The 19,687-nt window shown below is 41.5% G+C and carries 20 protein-coding genes; 14 read left to right on the top strand and 6 right to left on the bottom strand.

The window, feature by feature from the left end; translation table 11 throughout:
• Window positions 1–53: 53 nt before the first annotated feature.
• The 3 genes from IUZ65_RS19385 to IUZ65_RS19375 all read right to left on the bottom strand — a co-directional run bounded on the left by IUZ65_RS19385 (window position 54) and on the right by IUZ65_RS19375 (window position 3,796).
• Window positions 54–803: a PilZ domain-containing protein gene (locus IUZ65_RS19385; protein WP_231363627.1), complete on the bottom strand. Its 750-nt coding sequence runs from the start codon at window positions 801–803 to the stop codon at window positions 54–56.
• A 232-nt stretch (window positions 804–1,035) separates the two neighbouring features.
• Window positions 1,036–2,721: a glycoside hydrolase family 13 protein gene (locus IUZ65_RS19380; RefSeq protein ID WP_195705666.1), complete on the bottom strand. Its 1,686-nt coding sequence runs from the start codon at window positions 2,719–2,721 to the stop codon at window positions 1,036–1,038.
• A gap of 34 nt (window positions 2,722–2,755) precedes the next feature.
• Window positions 2,756–3,796: a LacI family DNA-binding transcriptional regulator gene (locus IUZ65_RS19375; protein ID WP_195705665.1), complete on the bottom strand. Its 1,041-nt coding sequence runs from the start codon at window positions 3,794–3,796 to the stop codon at window positions 2,756–2,758.
• Window positions 3,797–4,078: 282 nt separating this feature from the next.
• Here IUZ65_RS19375 and IUZ65_RS19370 point away from each other — a divergent pair, with 282 nt between their 5' ends.
• From IUZ65_RS19370 to IUZ65_RS19335, 8 genes are all read left to right on the top strand, one after another.
• A complete protein-coding gene (locus IUZ65_RS19370; RefSeq protein ID WP_195705664.1) occupies window positions 4,079–5,428 on the top strand; it encodes an ABC transporter substrate-binding protein in 1,350 nt (449 codons plus the stop codon).
• Between the two features lie 156 nt (window positions 5,429–5,584).
• Window positions 5,585–6,595 (top strand): carbohydrate ABC transporter permease, encoded by a 1,011-nt coding sequence (locus IUZ65_RS19365; protein ID WP_195705663.1) that lies wholly within the window; start codon window positions 5,585–5,587, stop codon window positions 6,593–6,595.
• Window positions 6,596–7,759, top strand: a complete 1,164-nt coding sequence (locus IUZ65_RS19360) for a carbohydrate ABC transporter permease (RefSeq protein ID WP_195705662.1) — start codon at window positions 6,596–6,598, stop codon at window positions 7,757–7,759.
• Window positions 7,760–7,780: 21 nt separating this feature from the next.
• Window positions 7,781–8,872, top strand: coding sequence for an ABC transporter ATP-binding protein (locus IUZ65_RS19355; RefSeq protein ID WP_195705661.1), 1,092 nt, complete (start codon window positions 7,781–7,783; stop codon window positions 8,870–8,872).
• A gap of 521 nt (window positions 8,873–9,393) precedes the next feature.
• Window positions 9,394–9,885 carry a MarR family winged helix-turn-helix transcriptional regulator gene (locus tag IUZ65_RS19350; RefSeq protein WP_195705660.1) on the top strand — a complete coding sequence of 164 codons (492 nt, stop codon included), beginning with the start codon at window positions 9,394–9,396 and terminating at the stop codon, window positions 9,883–9,885.
• A 157-nt stretch (window positions 9,886–10,042) separates the two neighbouring features.
• Window positions 10,043–11,026, top strand: a complete 984-nt coding sequence (locus tag IUZ65_RS19345) for an ABC transporter substrate-binding protein (protein WP_195705659.1) — start codon at window positions 10,043–10,045, stop codon at window positions 11,024–11,026.
• Between the two features lie 69 nt (window positions 11,027–11,095).
• Window positions 11,096–11,995, top strand: coding sequence for an ABC transporter permease (locus IUZ65_RS19340; protein ID WP_195705658.1), 900 nt, complete (start codon window positions 11,096–11,098; stop codon window positions 11,993–11,995).
• Entirely contained in the window at window positions 11,988–13,217 is a 1,230-nt protein-coding gene (locus IUZ65_RS19335; RefSeq protein ID WP_195705657.1) for a quaternary amine ABC transporter ATP-binding protein, read from the top strand. Before IUZ65_RS19340 ends, IUZ65_RS19335 begins: the two co-directional genes overlap by 8 nt.
• A 121-nt stretch (window positions 13,218–13,338) precedes the next feature.
• Here the strand turns inward: IUZ65_RS19335 and IUZ65_RS19330 are convergent, their stop codons facing one another.
• The gene (locus tag IUZ65_RS19330; RefSeq protein ID WP_195706444.1) at window positions 13,339–14,277 is read right to left on the bottom strand and encodes a LysR family transcriptional regulator; all 939 of its coding nucleotides are present in this window, start codon (window positions 14,275–14,277) and stop codon (window positions 13,339–13,341) included.
• Between the two features lie 127 nt (window positions 14,278–14,404).
• On the opposite strand from IUZ65_RS19330, the gene IUZ65_RS19325 reads away from it, so the two are divergent.
• From IUZ65_RS19325 to IUZ65_RS19310, 4 genes are all read left to right on the top strand, one after another.
• Entirely contained in the window at window positions 14,405–14,695 is a 291-nt protein-coding gene (locus tag IUZ65_RS19325) for a putative quinol monooxygenase (protein ID WP_195705656.1), read from the top strand.
• A 215-nt stretch (window positions 14,696–14,910) separates the two neighbouring features.
• Entirely contained in the window at window positions 14,911–15,201 is a 291-nt protein-coding gene (locus IUZ65_RS19320; protein ID WP_195705655.1) for a putative quinol monooxygenase, read from the top strand.
• A 152-nt stretch (window positions 15,202–15,353) separates the two neighbouring features.
• Window positions 15,354–15,752, top strand: coding sequence for an OsmC family protein (locus tag IUZ65_RS19315; protein ID WP_195705654.1), 399 nt, complete (start codon window positions 15,354–15,356; stop codon window positions 15,750–15,752).
• Window positions 15,753–16,010: 258 nt separating this feature from the next.
• Entirely contained in the window at window positions 16,011–16,502 is a 492-nt protein-coding gene (locus IUZ65_RS19310) for a DUF2850 domain-containing protein (RefSeq protein WP_195705653.1), read from the top strand.
• Window positions 16,503–16,519: 17 nt separating this feature from the next.
• On the opposite strand, the gene IUZ65_RS19305 is transcribed toward IUZ65_RS19310, so the two are convergent.
• Together IUZ65_RS19305 and IUZ65_RS19300 are read right to left on the bottom strand one after the other, a co-directional pair.
• Window positions 16,520–17,416, bottom strand: coding sequence for a cation diffusion facilitator family transporter (locus tag IUZ65_RS19305; protein ID WP_195705652.1), 897 nt, complete (start codon window positions 17,414–17,416; stop codon window positions 16,520–16,522).
• Window positions 17,417–17,600: 184 nt separating this feature from the next.
• Window positions 17,601–18,479, bottom strand: a complete 879-nt coding sequence (locus IUZ65_RS19300) for a LysR family transcriptional regulator (RefSeq protein WP_195705651.1) — start codon at window positions 18,477–18,479, stop codon at window positions 17,601–17,603.
• 168 nt (window positions 18,480–18,647) lie between these two features.
• Between IUZ65_RS19300 and IUZ65_RS19295 the strand changes: the two genes are divergently transcribed.
• Window positions 18,648–19,223 (top strand): class I SAM-dependent DNA methyltransferase, encoded by a 576-nt coding sequence (locus IUZ65_RS19295; protein ID WP_195705650.1) that lies wholly within the window; start codon window positions 18,648–18,650, stop codon window positions 19,221–19,223.
• 135 nt (window positions 19,224–19,358) lie between these two features.
• Complete coding sequence (locus IUZ65_RS19290; RefSeq protein ID WP_195705649.1) at window positions 19,359–19,610, top strand: hypothetical protein; 252 nt, start codon at window positions 19,359–19,361, stop codon at window positions 19,608–19,610.
• The last annotated feature ends 77 nt before the right edge of the window (window positions 19,611–19,687 follow it).

The following is a 19,687-nucleotide window of genomic DNA, read 5'->3' as shown; positions in this document are numbered from 1 at the left end:
GCTACCATCAACCTAGGCCTTTATTTTGTTTATGATCACTCAAGGATAAATTATTAAAGCTTTAAGGTAAGTTTGACACCATCGAATTTAAGTAGACCAAGCAAACTCTTAACGTGGGTCGTACCAGTCTCATTGAACTTAAGCCCATACTTGGCGTAGTGCATAGAAGATTGTAAGTTGCATATAGTGCCGTACAGCGGAAGCAGTTTGACCTTAGAGTTTGGCGGTGTACTGATGTTGATCATAACCTCTTCACCGACATCATATTTCTTCCCTATAGGGCTGGTAATGAATCGACATCCGCCTTTAGACAGGTCCCTTACTTCACACTCAATTTTAGTCTGACCAACCTCGGCGTGAGCTCTGAGTGCTACATCGTACCTTGGCTCTTTTCTCAGCTGGTTGATTTTCATCATGCCGGGAATAGAAACCAAAATGATCGGGATTGGCTCTTTAAGAATATGCATGATCTGCGTGCGGAAATAGATAAGAGCACCTTCTCCCTTTTGAGAGATAGCCCTGATATTCATCCAGAATCCTTCTTGGAAGAAATAGTCTTGATCCTCTTCGGATATACTTGGTATTTCCATAAGGATAAAGTTATCTGAGTGGGTACCAACGAACTTGGTCTTACCCATATATTTGATACCAACAGGTGTCGTCAAATTAATAGTAAGTTCACTACCGTGGTCGACCATATCAATAGCATCAGTACTATTGATCGTACTTTCATTGCCATCGATAGCCGGAGACTCTTTTACATCTATTTTATGTTGTCTTTTTTCTGAACGTTGAGCACTCACTTAATCGACTCCTGAGTGTATATATCTGTTGAAGCTTATCATCCCTATTACATGAATAATAAAGATTATTGTTCATGTTGCAACTCACTTTTCAATACATGGACACACATTAGCGTTTGATTGAATGATTTGTGATCTCGCCGTCGACTGCGAAACCAGTTGCGTTAGTGTGAGGCGTCATTGCTCTGGTATGAATTCACTATGCCAATGACTTCCTCACTAAAGCTACGTGTTATTCAACGCTGAAGATATACGCTTGGTAAGGGTTAAGCGTGATTTTTTGTATCGATTCACATTCATCAGAGTAGTTGTTGATGATAACCTTTTTAAGTTGGTAGTCGTAATGTCGTATTTGATGTTCATCGGTGAAGTTGGCAACGATCAGTAGTGTTTTACCATCATAAAAACGCAGAAATGCATATACATCTGTGTCATTTTCGTCAAGTAATTGATGTTTACCGTATATGATAACATCACTGTATTTGTCACCCTGACGCAGTGCGATAAGCTTACGATAATGATGAAATATGGAGTTCTCATCGTCTGTTGATTGTTCTGCATTGATATCAACATAATTCTTATTCATCGCCAACCAAGGTGTTCCGGTTGTAAACCCAGCATTCGTCTCTTTATTCCACTGAAGTGGGACTCTGGCGTGGTCACGTGAGAAGTAATTTAGGAAATCGAGCGCGTCTTGTTGTGAAATACCGCTGTCCAACATTTTTTGATAATGGAATTTTGCCATTAGATCGTCGTATTCATCAATGTTAGCAAAGAACTTGTTGGTCATTCCTAACTCTTCACCCTGATAAATGTAAGGTGTCCCACTCATCATGTGAAGTACTGTGCCTAGCATTTTGGCGCTAATGATACGATATTCAGGGCTATCATTTCCGTAGCGCGAAACAGCACGTGGTTGATCATGATTGCTCCAATATAAACTGTTCCATCCCTTTTGATAGAGGTCATTCTGCCATTTAGACATAATGGATTTAAACTCAACTAAATCAAAAGGTTTACGCACGGCATTATGCTCTTCTCGATCGATACTCATGTGTTCAAAATGAAATATCATGCTCATTTCATTTCGATCTGGATGTGAGTAATACCGACCATCTAACGTGGTGGTAAATGGTGTCTCACCAACAGAGAGTACATCATAATGTGAGAGTACTTTTTCATGCATTTCGCGCAGGTATTGATGAACGAGAAGGTTGTTAGACCAATGTTCCCAACCAGCGACACCAGAATCAAAAATGGTTGCATCGGGATAGTCTGAGGGTTTCCCAATCATATTGATAACATCCATTCTAAAACCACCGAGCCCCTTCTTAAGCCAGAAATGCATCATGTTATAGATTGCATCGCGTACTTCTGGGTTTGCCCAGTTAAGGTCGGGTTGTTTTTTACTAAAAAGATGGCAATAGTACTGGCCACTACTTTCATCAAAGCTCCACGCTTTAGGCGTGAAGAATGACTCCCAGTTGTTTGGCTCACTGCCATCCTTTTTTGGATCTTTCCAGATATACCAATCGCGTTTAGGGTTATCTTTACTGCTTTTGGATTCAATAAACCAAGGGTGTTCGTCGGATGTATGATTGGCCACTAAATCCATAACGATCTTGATGCCACGTACCTCCGCTTGTGCGATAAGGCTGTCCATATCGGCCATGGTGCCAAACTCTGGTGCAATCTCCATATAGTCGGAAATGTCGTAACCGTTGTCGTCCATCGGTGATTTGTATACTGGACTTAACCAAATGACATTGGCCCCAAGCAGCTTGATGTAATCGAGTTTCTCAATAATGCCTGGGATGTCACCGATACCGTCCCCGTTTGAGTCGTTAAAACTACGCGGATAGATCTGATAAACGACGGCATCGTGCCACCAACGTTTTTCGAGTTGTTCGTTACTCATGGGTACTTACTCCTTAAGCAGGCGTTTGATTAAATTAGCTGCTGTGACGATTCACTAGTTGGAACGGTAGCTCAACAGATTCATATGGAATGAGGTTTAGCGCCATCTGTGCGGCCACTCTTCCTTTTTCAGATAGAGGTTGCGAAATGGTCGTCAGTCCTTTCTCTTTTGCTTCAGGAATTCCATCAAAACCGACGATCTTTAATTCGTCTGGGATAGTTAATTTTAGCTCATGGGCGATGTCTAGAGCGGCCAACGCAATCTTGTCACTCATGCACAGTAGAACGTCAACATGATCTGGCGCGGTAAGTGCACCTCTTAAGATGGTTTTTAAGGATTCCGGTTCTAAATGATGAATCTGCCAAACATCTTGCGTGGTTAACTCATGACCGACCTCCGCAAGTGCTTCTCTATAACCTTCGAAACGACAGCGTGAAATGGATTCATCGCTTGTGTAAAGGCTATCGAAGTTCGCGAGCGAAAGCGATAAAGAGGGTTCGAGTCGCAGACCCAAAATAAGCGTTTTGTGTCTGCTGTCCTTCAGTGCGTGACAAGCGATGTCATACGCCGCTTTTTTATTATCAATGCCGATGGACGGGGTGTTTTCTAAAGTAAAATCAACGGTAATTAATGGTTTACCTTGCCGTTGAATACGTTCGATTATACTGGAATCTACTGGCCTTCCGTACACAATAAAGCAGTCTGGGATCGTTTCAACCTGCGTACTTTGATAATTTTCGGCGTTGGAAGGCAGCAATAACATATTAACGTGCTGCGCATCTAGGGTTTGAGAGATACCGGCTAGAAATTCCGTCGCAACGGGGTCGGTAAAGTTGAAAGAAAGACTATCCGCCAACAAAACCCCAATCACCCCTGTTTTTCCTGTGCGTAAGCTTCGAGCGGTTAGGCTCGGACCGGTATATCCCAGTTCATCACATTGGTGCAGGATTCTGTCTCTTAAAGCAGCCGATAGCTGATCTGGACGGTTGAACGCATTTGAAACGGTGGCGGTTGAAACGCCAAGTTTTGCCGCGACAATCTTAAGCGTTGGTTTTTTTATGTTATTCGCTTTCATGTTGCTTTCCCAATTTCGTCGACCTAAAGTTTAGGTACTATGGGATTCTAGAACGATTAAGTAATATTTAGAAATACGATTGTTGTATTATTCATGGTTAGTTTGAGCTTTGTCACGAATTGCTCGCAATATCACCAAATTATATGATCTATTTAGCAATTATTGACTGAAAATTGGTCGGTTATGTAAATGCAGTCTACTGTACTTGAATGGACTTAAACGATTAAGTCTTAACGTGAAGACAAAAGAATAATAGTAACTAAAGACATGGAGTTCGAACCAATGAAAACTACTCTACTAATGAGCGCAGTGGCTCTGGCGATACTTTCCTCATCTGCTATGGCTGCTGACCTTAAGTATGCACCTGGAGATGATGGTCGCTTTAATTGGTCAAGCTACGACTACTTAAAGAAAGTGGATCTGCAAGGTGAAGTTATTACTATCCGCGGCCCTTGGTTGGGTCCAGATAAAGAATTAGTTCAAAGTGTCATTGCCTATTTTGAAGCGGCGACCGGTGCTGATGTTCAATACGCAGGCTCTGATTCTTTCGAACAACAAATTGCGATTGATGTACAGGCAGGAAGTGCGCCTAATATCGCTATTTTTCCGCAGCCCGGTTTGGCCGCTGATCTCGCTTCTAAAGGGTTTTTAACACCCCTAGAGCAGAGTTGGGGACCATGGATCAAGGACAACTATGCAGCTGGTACTTCATGGGTTGATCTAGGTACCTTTGCTGATAAACAAGGCAAAGACCACCTATATGGCTTCTTTTACAAGGTCGATTTGAAATCTCTAGTTTGGTATGTGCCAGAAAACTTTGAGGATGCGGGTTATGACGTTCCAGAGTCTATGGAAGAATTAAAGGCATTAACAAAGCAGATCGTTGCCGATGGAGAGACACCGTGGTGTATCGGGTTGGGTAGTGGTGGTGCGACTGGTTGGCCAGCTACTGACTGGGTAGAAGATATGATGCTACGTACTCAATCTCCGGCTGACTACGATGCATGGACAAAAAATGAACTTAAATTTAACGATCCTAAAGTGATCGCAGCCATTGATGAATTTGGCTGGTTTTTAAATGATAAATATGTCGATGGTGGTTCTCGTGCTGTTGCAGCAACCGATTTCCGTGATAGCCCTAAAGGCATGTTTAGCTCTCCGGCTAAATGTTATTTGCACCGCCAAGCGTCGTTCATACCGAGTTTCTTCCCTGAAGGGACGAAATTGGGTGAAGATGCGGACTTCTTTTACTTCCCAGCTTATGAAAGTAAAGACCTTGGTAAACCAGTTCTTGGTGCTGGAACAATGTGGAGTGTGACCAAAGATTCAAAAGCAGCGAGAGAATTTATGAAGTTCCTTCGTTTACCAATTGCTCACGAAATATGGATGGCACAGTCTGGATTCTTGACTCCGTTTAAAGGTGCAAATCTTGATGCGTACGCAAACGAAGCATTAAAAAAACAAGGTCAAATTCTTCTTGGTGCAACGACATTCCGTTTTGATGGCTCAGACTTAATGCCTGGTAAAATCGGGGCGGGGTCATTCTGGACTGGAATGGTTGATTACAGTGGTGGCAAATCGTCTAAAGAGGTTGCGGACGAAATCCAAAATACTTGGGATGCAATTAAGTAATTTGTTGGAATAATTGGCGGGTACATTTGTATTTAATGTTGTTTTAAACGTTCGCGTTACGTACATCTGTACTGGTTGAATCTCCACTATGATTAATTGTCAGATCGTTGGAGATTCTCCCCAATTTGGTTTTTTGTTTTCTTTAGTGAGGCTGTTATGGATCAGTTATATTCCTCCCTCTTTATCATGGTCCTCGGTGTTACTGGCTGTGTGTTTTACTTTTTTGGTAGCAACATGTTACTGAATTTAATATTTCCGACTCGCGGTGTTTCCAATAGGCAAATGGCGAAAAATATTCGTCTAGCGGCGTCGGTGCGGCCTTGGCTGTTTCTTGGTCCAGCATTAAGTTTTTTAGGATTGTATCTAGTTTACCCCGTATTTGATTCGCTTATGCTTTCATTAAGCGATAGATCGGGAGAGGATTTTGTCGGCCTAAAAAATTATATGTGGTTAGTGAATGACCGTGAATTTCGTGAGTCTCTCTTTAACAATCTTCTGTGGTTACTCGTGGTGCCAGCGGCCTCTACATTCTTTGGTCTTGTTATCGCAGCTATGACCGATAAAATCAGTTGGGGTAACATTGCCAAGAGCTTGATCTTTATGCCGATGGCTATTTCCTTTATAGGCGCATCAATTATCTGGAAATTCGTATACGATTTCCGCGCTGAAGGATCCGAGCAGATTGGTATATTGAATGCAATAGTCGAGTATTTTGGTGGGACACCGCAGGCATGGATAACCATTCCTTTTTGGAACAACTTCTTTTTAATGGTCATTCTTGTTTGGATTCAGACGGGTTTTGCAATGGTTATTTTATCTGCTGCTCTTCGTGGTATTCCGGAAGAAACGGTGGAAGCTGCTGTACTAGATGGTGCGAATGGCATTCAGATCTTTTTCAAAATTTTGATTCCTCAAATTTGGGGGACGATAGCGGTTGTTTGGACAACGATTACGATAACGGTATTAAAGGTGTTCGATATTGTGTTAGCTATGACTAATGGGCAATGGGACACGCAAGTATTGGCCAATATGATGTTTGATTGGATGTTTAGAGGCGGTGGTGACTTCGGAAGAGGTGCCGCTATTGCGGTGGTGATTATGCTCGCTGTTGTTCCCGTTATGGTGTGGAATATTCGCCAAGCCAATGCACAAATGGAGGGTCGTTAAATGTCAGGTGCAAAGCTTAGCCTCAGTAAATTAAGGCGCTCTCCGTTAACGATTTTGGTACACCTGTCTGTTTTGCTTATCGTGGTTTTGTGGACGCTGCCAACCGCAGGACTGTTGATTTCTTCTTTTAGAGATAAAGATCAACTCGCGATTTCAGGCTGGTGGACGGCATTGTCGGCATCGGACCAAAATCTTATTGGACGGACTGCACACCCAGATACTCAGGTGCAGGAAAATGGTGTCTATCTTTTGAAAGGGTCGATTGGCGAAGATGGGAAAGATGTTGATGTGAGGATGTTCGGTTGGATATCTAAAGCGCCGACGGCGTATCTTCCTGGGACGTTGGCACCCATGCGTAAAGGTCAAACTCTTACTGTAAGTGCGACTGGTCAGTATACGATGACATCACCAGAACCTTTTACCGGGTCTCGTGGAAAACGGGTTTTCTTTACCGCTAATATCCCACCTAAGTTTAGTCTAGATAACTATCGTGAAGTGCTTACCTCGGAGGGAATTGGTCAGTCATTTATAAACTCACTGACGGTGACTATTCCGGCTACTGTCATTCCTATTCTCATTGCCGCGTTTGCTGCATATGCATTGTCATGGATGCGTATGCCCGGCCGTCCATTGCTAATAGCGCTAGTTGTTGGTTTATTGGTGGTACCTTTGCAGATGTCACTTATACCGTTGTTACGTTTGTATAACGACATAGGTGCTTTTTTTGGTGTGGGAGCAAAGACCTATCTTGGCATATGGCTGGCCCATACCGGGTTTGGTTTACCGCTAGCTATTTATCTTTTGAGAAACTATATCTCAAACCTACCGAAAGAGATCATTGAATCTGCACGTGTAGATGGCGCGACAGACTTTGAGATATTTGTTCGCATTGTATTGCCATTGTCCTTCCCTGCGCTGGCATCATTCTCTATTTTCCAGTTTTTGTGGGTGTGGAATGATCTGCTAGTCGCAACGGTATTTTTGGGAAATGGCGAAAATGAACTGGTGTTAACGGGTCGGTTAAGAGAGCTATTAGGTTCCCGTGGTGGTAACTGGGAAATTTTAACGGCGTCAGCATTTGTTTCTATCGCGGTACCTTTAACCGTGTTCTTTAGTTTGCAGCGTTACTTAGTACGTGGCCTTCTGGCTGGCTCAGTGAAATAATTGATTTAAGAGAAGAATTCAATGAATGGTTTAAAACTAACAAATATTAAAAAGGCCTACGGCGAAACTGAAGTTCTTCATGGTATCGACTTAGAAATCGATATTGGTGAGTTTATTGTTTTCGTTGGTCCATCTGGTTGTGGCAAATCGACTTTATTGCGAATGATTGCAGGGTTAGAGGATATCACGGATGGTGACTTAGAAATCGAAGGTGCGGTAGTGAACTATCTACCGGCGGCTATGCGTGGTATCGCAATGGTGTTTCAAACCTATGCGCTTTATCCTCATATGACGGTCTATGACAACATGGCTTTTGCGATGCGTATTGCCAAAGAATCAAAAGAGGATATTGACCAAAGAGTGACGTCAGCTGCCGAAATGCTGCAACTGACGGAATACTTAGGTCGCCTACCTAAAGCACTTTCTGGTGGGCAAAGACAGCGTGTTGCAATAGGTCGAGCTATTGTCCGTAATCCTAAGGTATTTCTATTTGATGAGCCTTTATCTAATCTTGATGCTGCGTTAAGGGTTCAAACGCGTATAGAAATAGCCAATCTAAAAGAGAAGATGCCGAAAACAACCATGATCTATGTAACACATGACCAGGTTGAAGCAATGACGCTCGCAGACCGAATTGTCGTATTATCTGCGGGTCGAATAGAGCAAGTAGGCACGCCTTTAGAGCTCTATACTAATCCGGCGAATGTCTTTGTTGCTAAGTTTATTGGTTCACCTTCCATGAATATTATTAAGTCCGATATTATTGCTGGGGGTGAAACGGGTAAAGTTAGGTTTGATAATAAAAGAGAAGCTGATTACGCATTCCCTGTACCGACCCATTTAGTTGGTACAACTGGGCAATTGGGTATTCGACCAGAGGATTTTGAGTTAGCAACTGAAAATGAAGCTTTTGTCTCAGGTACCGTTCTTTTTGTTGAGTCGTTAGGAGAGGTGACACAACTTCACATTAATGTGCCAAACCATGAAGACGCCATTGTGGTCAAAATACCGGGTATTAATGATCGACACAAAGGTGAAACCGTTCATTTGAAAGCGGCGGCAGACAAAATACATCTGTTCAATACCGATGGTATATCCGTTCGGTACCTATAGTTAAGTTATTAGGTTGGTGTGCTGACTTAAGATAGCTTGATGGATTTCATATTAGAGCCAGTGGGTACGTCCTGCTGGCTTTTTTAGTCGCTATCCTTGCAGATACGGCCGTCTGTGTTACCGATATTGTGCTGTTTGTCTATGGTTTAATGTGATGGCGACGAGTAGTGATTTTATGAAATAGACATACTAATCATTCGTGTACATTGTATTTTAATCCAACATTTTTCGCGTATGTTACATGCTCACGTTATTAGTGCTATTAAATGGTTCAATAGCATTCGCATTTTTATATTTTTTCTGACTGAATATCCCGTTAATGCACGGTGTGGCTCTGTTTTAGCTGCTAAAGTGTATTATAAATAGTTCGATTACAAATCATTACAGGTCGTTGTATCGGTTAACCTAAGCTTAATTTAAGGCGCATTATGGCATTTTCTTTTATCAACGCTTTTCAAGTTGTATAAAGTCAGTTATTTTCGCTGTAGTTTTGGATACCCCTATTATTACGGAGTTACGAGTTGGAAAAGCATGAAGAAGTTTTGGTTTCACTGAGACAAATTATTAGAGCGATTGATTTGCACTCAAAAAAATTGAGCAAAGAGTCGGGTCTTACTGGCCCACAATTGATACTCATGCGTTCGATTAGAGAGTTAGGTGAAGTGACTATTAGGCAATTGTCCACTCATACTAATATGAGTCCAGCTACCGCGACAACTATACTAGATCGATTAGAACGAAATGGGTTAGCAGAGCGCATACGTAGTACGACAGACAAACGTAAAGTCCATGCGAACCTTACCGCAAAAGGGGCTGAGTTACTTAGTCATGCTCCGTTACCCTTGCAAGAAAGCTTTATCAATAAATTCCATAGCTTAGATGAATGGGAACAAAGTTTGTTATTGTCTTCAGTACAGCGCATAGCAAGTATGATGAATGCAGAATCCTATGATGTGGCACCAGTGTTGGAGCTGGGTAATATTACGGATCCAGAAGTAACAGTTGAGAAATGAAAATCTGATTGTTTATGATATTTTTGCAGTAATCGCCCCATTTTGTCAGTGAATTATAACCACCTTTGAAATGCGAACACCTCTAATCATTTGAACACTAATCAAATTGGAGGTATGCTGTTCAACCTAATTAAGGAATCTTTTCAAAGGAATTGTTATGAAACTGAAACTTGCTGCGCTCGCTTTACTCGCTAGTGCCAACGTATCTGCTAGTGAGTGTGGGAGCGTAACTATCGCCGACATGAACTGGAGTTCTGCTAGCTTAATAGCCAATGTAGATAAGTTTATTTTAGAAAATGCCTATGGTTGCGATGCGGAGCTAATTCCCGGCGATACCATGCCTACGACAACATCGATGATCGAAAAAGGGCAACCAGATATAGCGCCTGAAATATGGGCTAACTCGGTAAAAGAAGCAGTTGATGCCGGCGTTAAAGAAGGTCGATTGGTCTTTGCTGGCCCATCATTGATAGATGGTGGTGAAGAAGGTTTCTGGGTTCCAAAGTATATGGTTGAGCAATACCCCGAACTTAAAACCATCGAAGGTGTTAAAAAACACGCCGCATTATTTAAGCACCCAGAAAATAAAGATGTCAGTGGGTTTTATGGCTGTCCAGCCGGTTGGGGTTGCCAAATTTCAGCGTCGAATTTATTTACAGCACTAAAACTGGCTGATGCTAATTTTGAATTGATTGATCCAGGTTCTGCTGCTGGTCTTTCAGGGTCAATCGCAAAAAGTTACGAACGCAAAGAAGCTTGGTTTGGGTATTATTGGGCTCCGACTGCCATTCTCGGTAAATATGAAATGGTTAAAGTTGATTTCGGTGCAGAGGTCAATGAAGCTGAGTACTTTAGTTGCACAACAATTGAAGGTTGCGAATCGCCTAAAGTTACATCCTATCCTGCATCTCCTGTCTTCACTGTCACCTCAACAGAGTTTTCTAAAAAGAACCAACCGGTTATGGAGTATTTAGAAAAACGTGGATTTAAAAACTCTGATATGAACAAACTTCTAGCATGGATGGAACAAGAACAGGCAGATTCAGAAGATGCCATGTTCTACTTCTTTGAAAACTATCCGACGGTTTGGAAATCGTGGTTGTCTACGGAAGCGGCTGAGAAAGTAGCAGCAGCGCTGTAATTAGTTAATATTTAAAAATAAAAAGAGTAACTTGCTACAAGTTACTCTTTTCGCATTAAGGAATTAAAGATGGCTGATAGTAGCTGGTTGTACAGCTTTCCCGAAATGGAACGTTCAAGTCTTCGTGCAATACGAAAAACACTTGATGGTGCCTATAAAGAGTTTTCACGTGAATATGGCGATTTAATAGAGTCTATTTTTGACCCTTTGCTCTCCTTTCTTATTTGGTTTGAAAAGCTTTTATTAGGTACACCTTGGTGGATAGTACTTCTGCTCTGTACTGGTTTGGTTTATGTCGCGAGTCGTTCGGTTAAGCTTGCGGTCGCGTGCTTTGTTTCGCTATTGCTTATAGGCTACTTTGGTATGTGGGAGGATACGATGCGGACGCTTAGTATTATTACCGTATGTACCTTCTTGGCTATAGCCATCGGGATACCAATTGGTATCGCAATGGCCCGTTCAAATCGAGTGCAGTCTGTTGTGACACCAATGCTAGATATCATGCAAACTATGCCGGCTTTTGTATACCTAATTCCCGTTGTTATGCTACTTGGTATTGGTAAAATCCCGGGTTTAATCGCGGTTATTATTTACGCTATCCCTCCCGTAATACGCTTAACGAATTTAGGTATCCGTCTCGTTGACAAAGAGGTTCTCGAAGCCGCGACAGCGTTCGGATCTAGCCCATGGCAAAGGTTGACTGGGGTGCAATTACCCTTAGCCATGCCTACTATTATGGCGGGTATCAACCAAACTATCATGATGGCGCTGTCCATGGTTGTTATCGCATCGATGATAGGGGTAAAAGGATTGGGACAGCCGGTTCTAAAGTCGATAACCAATCAATACTTCACATTGGGTTTACTTAATGGCTTTGCTATTGTTGCCTTGGCGATTCTTTTTGACCGTGCATCACAAGCTTACGCAAAGCGTACTCAAGCCCATTTAGGAGACCAGAAGCATGACTGAGTCAGTAATTAAAATTTCTGGTCTGTACAAGATATTTGGCCCTAATCCCAAAAAAGTTCTCCCTATGATTGCGGAAGGCTTAAGTAAGGATGAAATATTAGAAAAGACGGGACACACTGTTGGACTTAAAGACATAAACCTGGAAATTAAGAAGGCTGAAATCTTCGTTATCATGGGTCTTTCTGGTTCAGGCAAATCGACGCTAATTCGCCATTTCAACCGACTAATCGATCCGACTGAAGGCAAGATAGTGGTGGAAGGCACAAATATCATGGAATTTGGCGTACATGAGCTACAGGAATTTCGCCGTCACAAAATGTCGATGGTTTTTCAACGCTTTGGTCTGTTCCCGCATAAAAAAGTGATCGCTAATGTTGCTTATGGGCTTGAAATTCAAAAAATTGATAAAGCAGAAAGGCTTGCGAAAGCAAGCGAATGGATAGAAACAGTAGGCTTGAAGGGATACGAAGAGCAATACCCTTCTCAACTCTCAGGTGGTCAACAACAACGTGTAGGTTTGGCAAGAGCACTCTGCACTGACGCAGAAATACTACTCATGGATGAAGCATTTTCCGCGCTTGATCCATTGATTAGAAGTGAGATGCAGGATCAACTAATTGATCTGCAAGAGACGTTACAAAAAACGATTATCTTCATCACCCATGACTTGGATGAAGCATTAAGGCTAGGTGATAGAATTGCCATTTTAAAAGATGGTGAGTTGGTTCAGCAAGGTACGCCAGATGAAATCTTACTTGAACCTGCAAACGATTATGTTGAAGCCTTTGTAAAGGACGTGAACAGAGCAAGAGCGTTGACTGTAGAGACGGTAATGCAACGCCCTGCGATGAGAATAACGGCCGCAACCATTGAAGGTGCGTTAGCTCAAATGAGGAAATCGACTCATGATTACGGCTATCACATCACCAAAGATGGTTTCCAAGGTATTATTACTGAGAAAGAGTTAGAGTCCGCGGTTTCATTAGAAACAAGTGGGGCTATTCATCCTGATATATATGAAGATGTTCCGACGGTCTCTCCCGAATCGGCTATTGAAGATGTGTTAACCGAGACAATCTCTTCTGATTACTCTTTGCCTGTTGTTGATAGTGAAGGTAACTTCAAAGGTTCTTTAGAGAAAGAATCGGTCGCTGAAATATTTTCTGAGAAATCAAGTACTGAGAAAGAATTAACAGCCACGGAAAAAGAATCAAGTAGTTAGCCTGAATTTAGAATCATCGATTTGTGTTTGTTGAATGAGGCATAATTTAAAAGGGAGTCGATTTATCGGCTCCCTTTTTAGTATCTAGCCTGACGTGTACTGATGTACTTAAGACTTTAATTCAATTTTTCAAAACGCTAACGTCTAGGATCTCCTTATCGACCAACTGCTCTAAAATAGAGGCGCATTTTGCCTTTAATGCATCTCTTATCAATCTTGCAGCAGGTGTAATAGATTGTCGACTCGGAAAGATAAGCCATAATTCTGTAGGATGAGGTTGATAATTTGTCATGACAGGAATGAGATTTCCCGCCAATAAGTCTTGAGACATATCTAGGCACGATTTGACCGCAAGTCCTTCGCCAGCGACACACCATCTACGGACTAAATCACCATCATTGGAGGCCCGATTTCCCTGCATCTTGACCTTATATTGTTGCTCCTTACGTAAGAACGTCCATTCGTCGTTCAGTACGTCATATAGTTGATAGAGAAGCCCGTTATGCTCTGATAGGTCATTGGGATGCATTGGGGTCCCATTTGCATCCAGATATCCTTGTGTGGCGCACAAGAGCCTAGGCGCATTACAGATTTTAAATCCATAGAGGTTGGCATCATCTGGAGAGCCATATCGAAGTGCAATATCGATGGCATCGCGATAAAAGTCAATATTGCTATCACTTATATTGGCTCTAAGTTGAACCTCGGGGTAGGTGTGCAAGAACTCATCCAACCATGGTACGACCAAATTACGACCTAAATCGGATGATAGAGCAATACGAAGTTCACCATCGACAATATCAAGATCGTCTTTCATGTTCTGTTTAGCCTGTTCTAGCATCAACAAAGCTTGTTCGCATTGAGGTATATATCGTTCACCTGCCGCAGAAAGCCTAAGCTGACGCGTGGTACGAATGAAAAGGTCGACGCCTAGAGAACGTTCGACACGTTTGACCGCAGCACTTGCTGTCGCCATTCGCATATCTAAATGTGATGCGGCGGCAGTAATGCTGCGAAATTCCGCTACTTTAAGAATAACTCTCAGATCTTCTAATAACATATTATCTAATGATTTTTGATAATGATTCAATTATACCGCTGTTTATTAGAGTGTAATCAAAGGTTACGATGAGCACAACTTAAAGAGAAAATAACCAAAACACGGAATCTAAATAGAGGAACATTTCATGGCCAAATTAACTATTGTCGCAAATATTTTCGCAAAAGCAGACCAAATCGATCGAGTAAAAGCAGAGCTGCTGAAGCTTATCGATATCACTCGTGCAGAGGAAGGTTGTATCAACTACGACTTGCATCAAGATAATGAGAATCCAGCACACTTTACCTTCTATGAAAACTGGGTTTCTCGCGAGCTTTGGCAAACTCACATGGGCAATACACATCTACAAGAATATATGGTCGCGACTGAGGGAGCAGTGGAAGAGTTTACTTTAAATGAGATGACTAGGGTCTGTTGAAAGGTCAACAGACCCTAGTATTGCTTTATTTGATTGCCTAGACTCAAGCTGTCCTCCCACTGTAAGGGCCAGATTTAGAATGAGTATTCATAACCAAACGGTTATTTTTGAAATATAAGTTGTTGGTTAATTTATAAGTTAATAAGAAGCGCTATTATACTTGAACCGAACTGAATGAATATTCTATCACTCGTCATTATGAGGATGTATAACACATGACAAAGCTGACAATTATTGCAAATATCGTTGCTAAATCAGACAAGATTGAACTGGTTAAAAGTGAATTATTGAAGTTGATTGAAACAACTCGCGCAGAAGAAGGGTGTATCAACTATGATTTGCACCAAGACAACGATAATCTGGCGCACTTTCAGTTTTTCGAGAACTGGGCGTCACGTGAGTTGTGGCAGGCTCATATGAGCAACCAGCATTTGATCGATTATGTAGCAGCAACGGAAGGCGCTGTAGAAGAATTCGTTGTCAATGAAATGACGCAAATAGCCTAACGAACTAACACGGTAATTAAAGAAATAAGGAAAGGCAGGCTAATGGCTTGCCTTTTTTTGTATAAGTTCAGACGTTTGATTTTACGAATAAATGTAGTAAGCCTAAAATGGTTGGCCTTATACTAGAGAAAATATCAAGAGTGGAGATTTAAATGGAAGCAGCAGTAGAGTGGGTAAATGACTTTACCTTTATCGGAAATTCCCAATCCGGTCATGCCATTGTAATGGATGGAAACGGAGGAGCATCTGCGCCAAGCCCAATGGAATTGGTGTTAATGGCGGCGGGCGGATGCAGTTCCGTAGATGTTGTCGATGGTCTCAAGTCTGCGGGTCAAAAAATAGATTCATGTATTGCCAAGCTGACAACAGAAAGACGAGATACGGCACCAAGAATATTTACCAGTGTCAACATTCACTTTGAAGTAAGTGGGCAGGGGCTTGATGCTGCTGTCGTAGAAAAAGTGACTCGGGATTCATTGCAGAAATACTGTTCTGTTTGCTTAATGTTAGGTGAAGGCGTAACCATGACTCATTCGTGGGAAGTGGTATAAAGAATTTGACGACTAGTGGCAATGTTAGGCTCCGTTATCCTGTTGTGTGAATACGTAAATGACGGTTCTTTAATCTCCTAATTGTTGTCTGATTGGGTTAAAAAATCTTTGCGTGCGTATTTACGCATCTAAAGCTAAATCCTAATTATACTGACAATAACGTCGTTTTTATCCGACCCAGAATTGACCGATAATACTGTCACTATCTCGTTGGCTAGGTTAGGATTAAATGGAAAACGATGAATCAAAGAGAACGTAATGGCATCATTGGGACGAACAACACCGCGTAAAAATAGCAAAGACGATGATCTGGAAAGAGGACCCAAATACGCTCTGTATGTGTGGTTACTTTTCTTTCTAGTGACTGCGGCTATAGGTATTTACGTTGCCATTAAAAGCTATAAAGAATATATCGATCCTATACGTGTCTATGGCCATTGGTCAGAGATTGGTGCGCCTAGTTGGTCAACGGATCAATTTATACTTACACCAGAAGGCGTCATGGTTGACAGCAGATATATAGCATCTACTTTCGAATTTGATGGCTCTATTGCTTCTTTTAACGCAGGTGGTGAACGATATGAATATAAGGTGTTTGGGGCCAATAATGAACGGCTAAAGCGTTTATCTGGTGGCGGGCATGTAGCGTCATTCATAAAACAAGGCTATGAACACACGCTCCCACAAGAAGATGGTATTGGACCTGCGAGACGTGTTTCGTTAGCCGAGCATTTTCAAAGCAAGAAATAACGTGGTTGTCCCTTGCGTTATCGAGCGATATGAAAGTTTAAGCGTAAATTAAACGGCATGGTTGAAAGTTGATGAGCGATAGACTGCCGAGTTTTTTCGATATCCGCTACGTTAATAGAACGGTTTTCCTGCGTATTGATATCAACATTGACTCGTAGCTCACGTCCTACTTTTGTTAAACCGGTCAGTTTTATTTGTTGAGTACCTTGTTTATCGACCTTGTTTATACCTTCATCAACCTGATTACGTATCTCTTCACTTGGCGGCATCATCAGTAACTCTCGCATTGAATCCTTTAGCATATCTAAAGGTACCTTGATAAAGTATACCGAAATGATACACATCATTAATGGATCCGCATATACTGCATATCTAGCGAACGACGTGTAGCTAATCGCCCAAGCAACAAGGAAACCAGCTGTGACACCAACACTCAGCAAGGTATCCATTTTCCATTGCATCGACTCCGCTTCAATTAATCCAGAAGAGAACGTTCTGCTACGATTTACTATATACCACCAGGCATAACCACAACCGACGACATTGATCACACCAAATAGTGTCGCAATGCTTGCGTCCATTTCTCTACCACCATTAAAAATAGCGATTACAGCAGAATATAATGAGACAACGACTACCGCTAATATGACAGAGGCTTTTACCGTGATTACAACCGGTTCTAAGATGGCTTTGCCAAATGGAAACTGTTTTTTTTCTGGTTTTTGGATGTACTTAGATACTGCCAGTGACAATAATGTTAACAGTAAGCTGACGGTTGAATACGCACCATCAAAAATAATCACGAGTGAGCCTGTTAATAATCCAAAGAACAGTCCTCCGACAGCGAATAGCGATGCTAAAAGGGCTGAGAAGATTAATACTCGATTTTCATTGTGATTAACTTGGGCACACATACAATATCCATATTATTACTGTTGGACAAGTTTTGGTCATATATGGAAGATGTTCAATGAGAAAATAGCAAACTGAAAGGACTTATGAATTTTTTAACTAAAAATGCCACTAATAACAATGGGTTAATGCTCTAATTTGGTGCCATTAAAGTTGACGCTGACTGATTGGTCCCAATTAATATGCTTAGAAGTCAAACAAGAAGTCACTTAATTTATCGGATAACCACGTCATACCGGGATGCTCAGACATTCCTGCGGCAGTCACCATGCAGAAATCTTCTTGAGTTAAACCGTATGTGTGTTTGATGACAGCAATTTGTTCACTTCTTAAAAGGTGACGAATTAGGGGTTCAGGTAATACCCCCCAAGCACCTTCTTTTAGGATCGTGTGGAGCATATAGTCAAAGCTTGAAAATCCAATATATTTCAGTGAGAAAGGTTGCAGTTCCGGGTTGTTTTTTTCATTTAGGTAGGCCATTGAAGCTTGCATTGTGTTTCGTAGATCTTGATCTGACACTCGGCGCATTTTACTCAAAGGGTGTCCCTTTTTGCATACAGACATCATGCGGATCTTACCTAAAGGTTGATAAACGAGTTTTGGGTCGTCTGTTCGTTCAAAGTCAACGCCAAAGGCATAGTCAACTTGCTTTGTTTCTACTAAGTTGGCTAAATCTCCGCTGGATGCCAAAACAATATTGAATGAAGTTGCTGGGTATTTGTTATTGAGTTTATGAGCGAGTTCCTGCCAAAACTCATCGGGTAAACCGTCATCGCGAGCAATCCATATTTCCGCGTTGAAGTCACCTGAAGCCTGACAGCATGTCTGCTTAATTCTTGAGAAGGTCGATAACAAGTTTTCACAATCTTTATAGATAGCCTTACCTGCCTCAGAAAGGGATAATTGGTTTCCTGTGCGAACAAAAAGAGAAATGTTTAATTCCTTTTCGAGTGCTTTAATTGCCATGCTCAAGCTGGTTCTATTGCACTCTAGTTGCCTCGCTGCTTCTGAAACAGAGCCTAGATCAGCAACACGACAAAACGCTTCTATATGTGAGATATTCATGTTTGCTCCTAGTTTCATGGCGTTAGGATAACGAAACTGGCTGAGATTGCCTAATTGAAAGCATCAAATCTGAATAAACATGAAAAGTTTAACAATTAGTCGTGAAGCTAAGCGACAATTTGTTTAACATGGGGTAGCGAAAATTAAGGACGTACAAACGGAGACCAAATGTCATACGATTGGGATAAACGCGCAAAAAAATGGGAAATGGAATCAACGACAGCTCGCTATGCAGAGAAGGCGTTCGAACAGTTAGATAACATTATTAATGTGACCAATTTACGAGTGTTTGATTTTGGCTGTGGTACAGGATTATTAAGTCAAAAGATCTCACCATTAGCAAAAGATATAGTGGCGCTTGATTCATCGGAAGCCATGATAGAAGAGCTAGACAAAAAAATGTTGCCAAACGTTGAACCCGTTGTTGACATCCTTTCTCGAGGGTTAATTGCTCAGCATCCGGCGTTTCGTGGGCAGTTTGATTGTGTCATTGCATCTTCAGTATGCGGATTTATAGATGATTTCGATGAGGCCGCGGAGTTAATTTACTCCTTACTCGAGGATGATGGTTTATTTATCCATTGGGATTGGTTAGCGGAAGACGAGAAAGACGGGTTAACAGAAAGTAAAGTTGAGCAAGTTTTAATTGATGCAGGCTTTGATACCGTTACAGTTTCTGTTCCTTTTGAGATAGAAACTGAGCAAGGTATATTGTCAGTTTTGATGGGTGTGGGTGAAAAATAATACTAGGTTATACTAAAAGGCTGTTAGCTATAACATTTATAGCGCATACGAATTGACCTCTTTTTGCAATTACTCCTATTATTGAAGCAAGGAATTAATTCTGTTTATCGATACTCTGATAGGATAGTGACGTTTATGAGTAATGAATCAAAAGAACATTTGCACGCGTTGCGAATGATTTTATTGGCTTTAGATGAGGTGGTAAAATCAGGTGGTGCACCTATGTATGAAGGTGATGATAGTGCGACAAACCCTGAGTCATTTAAAAAATTAGTGATGCAATTTGCTGGAAATAGAGTAAGTGAAGAGATTATGGATGAAGCATTGAAAATCCCATTGCAGGAGATTGCAGAAAGATTGATGGAGGCTTCAAAAAACAATCGCTAATAGAGTGAATTATTTTATAAAAGATCGCGTTGTGCGATCTTTTTTGTTTGTGGGCCATTGCTTTGTTGTTTAGCCAT

The organism is Vibrio sp. VB16, from assembly GCF_015594925.2.
GTDB lineage: Bacteria > Pseudomonadota > Gammaproteobacteria > Enterobacterales > Vibrionaceae > Vibrio.
The sequence above is the reverse complement of the archived record's forward strand: the minus strand, read 5'-3'. Positions and strand labels throughout refer to the sequence as shown.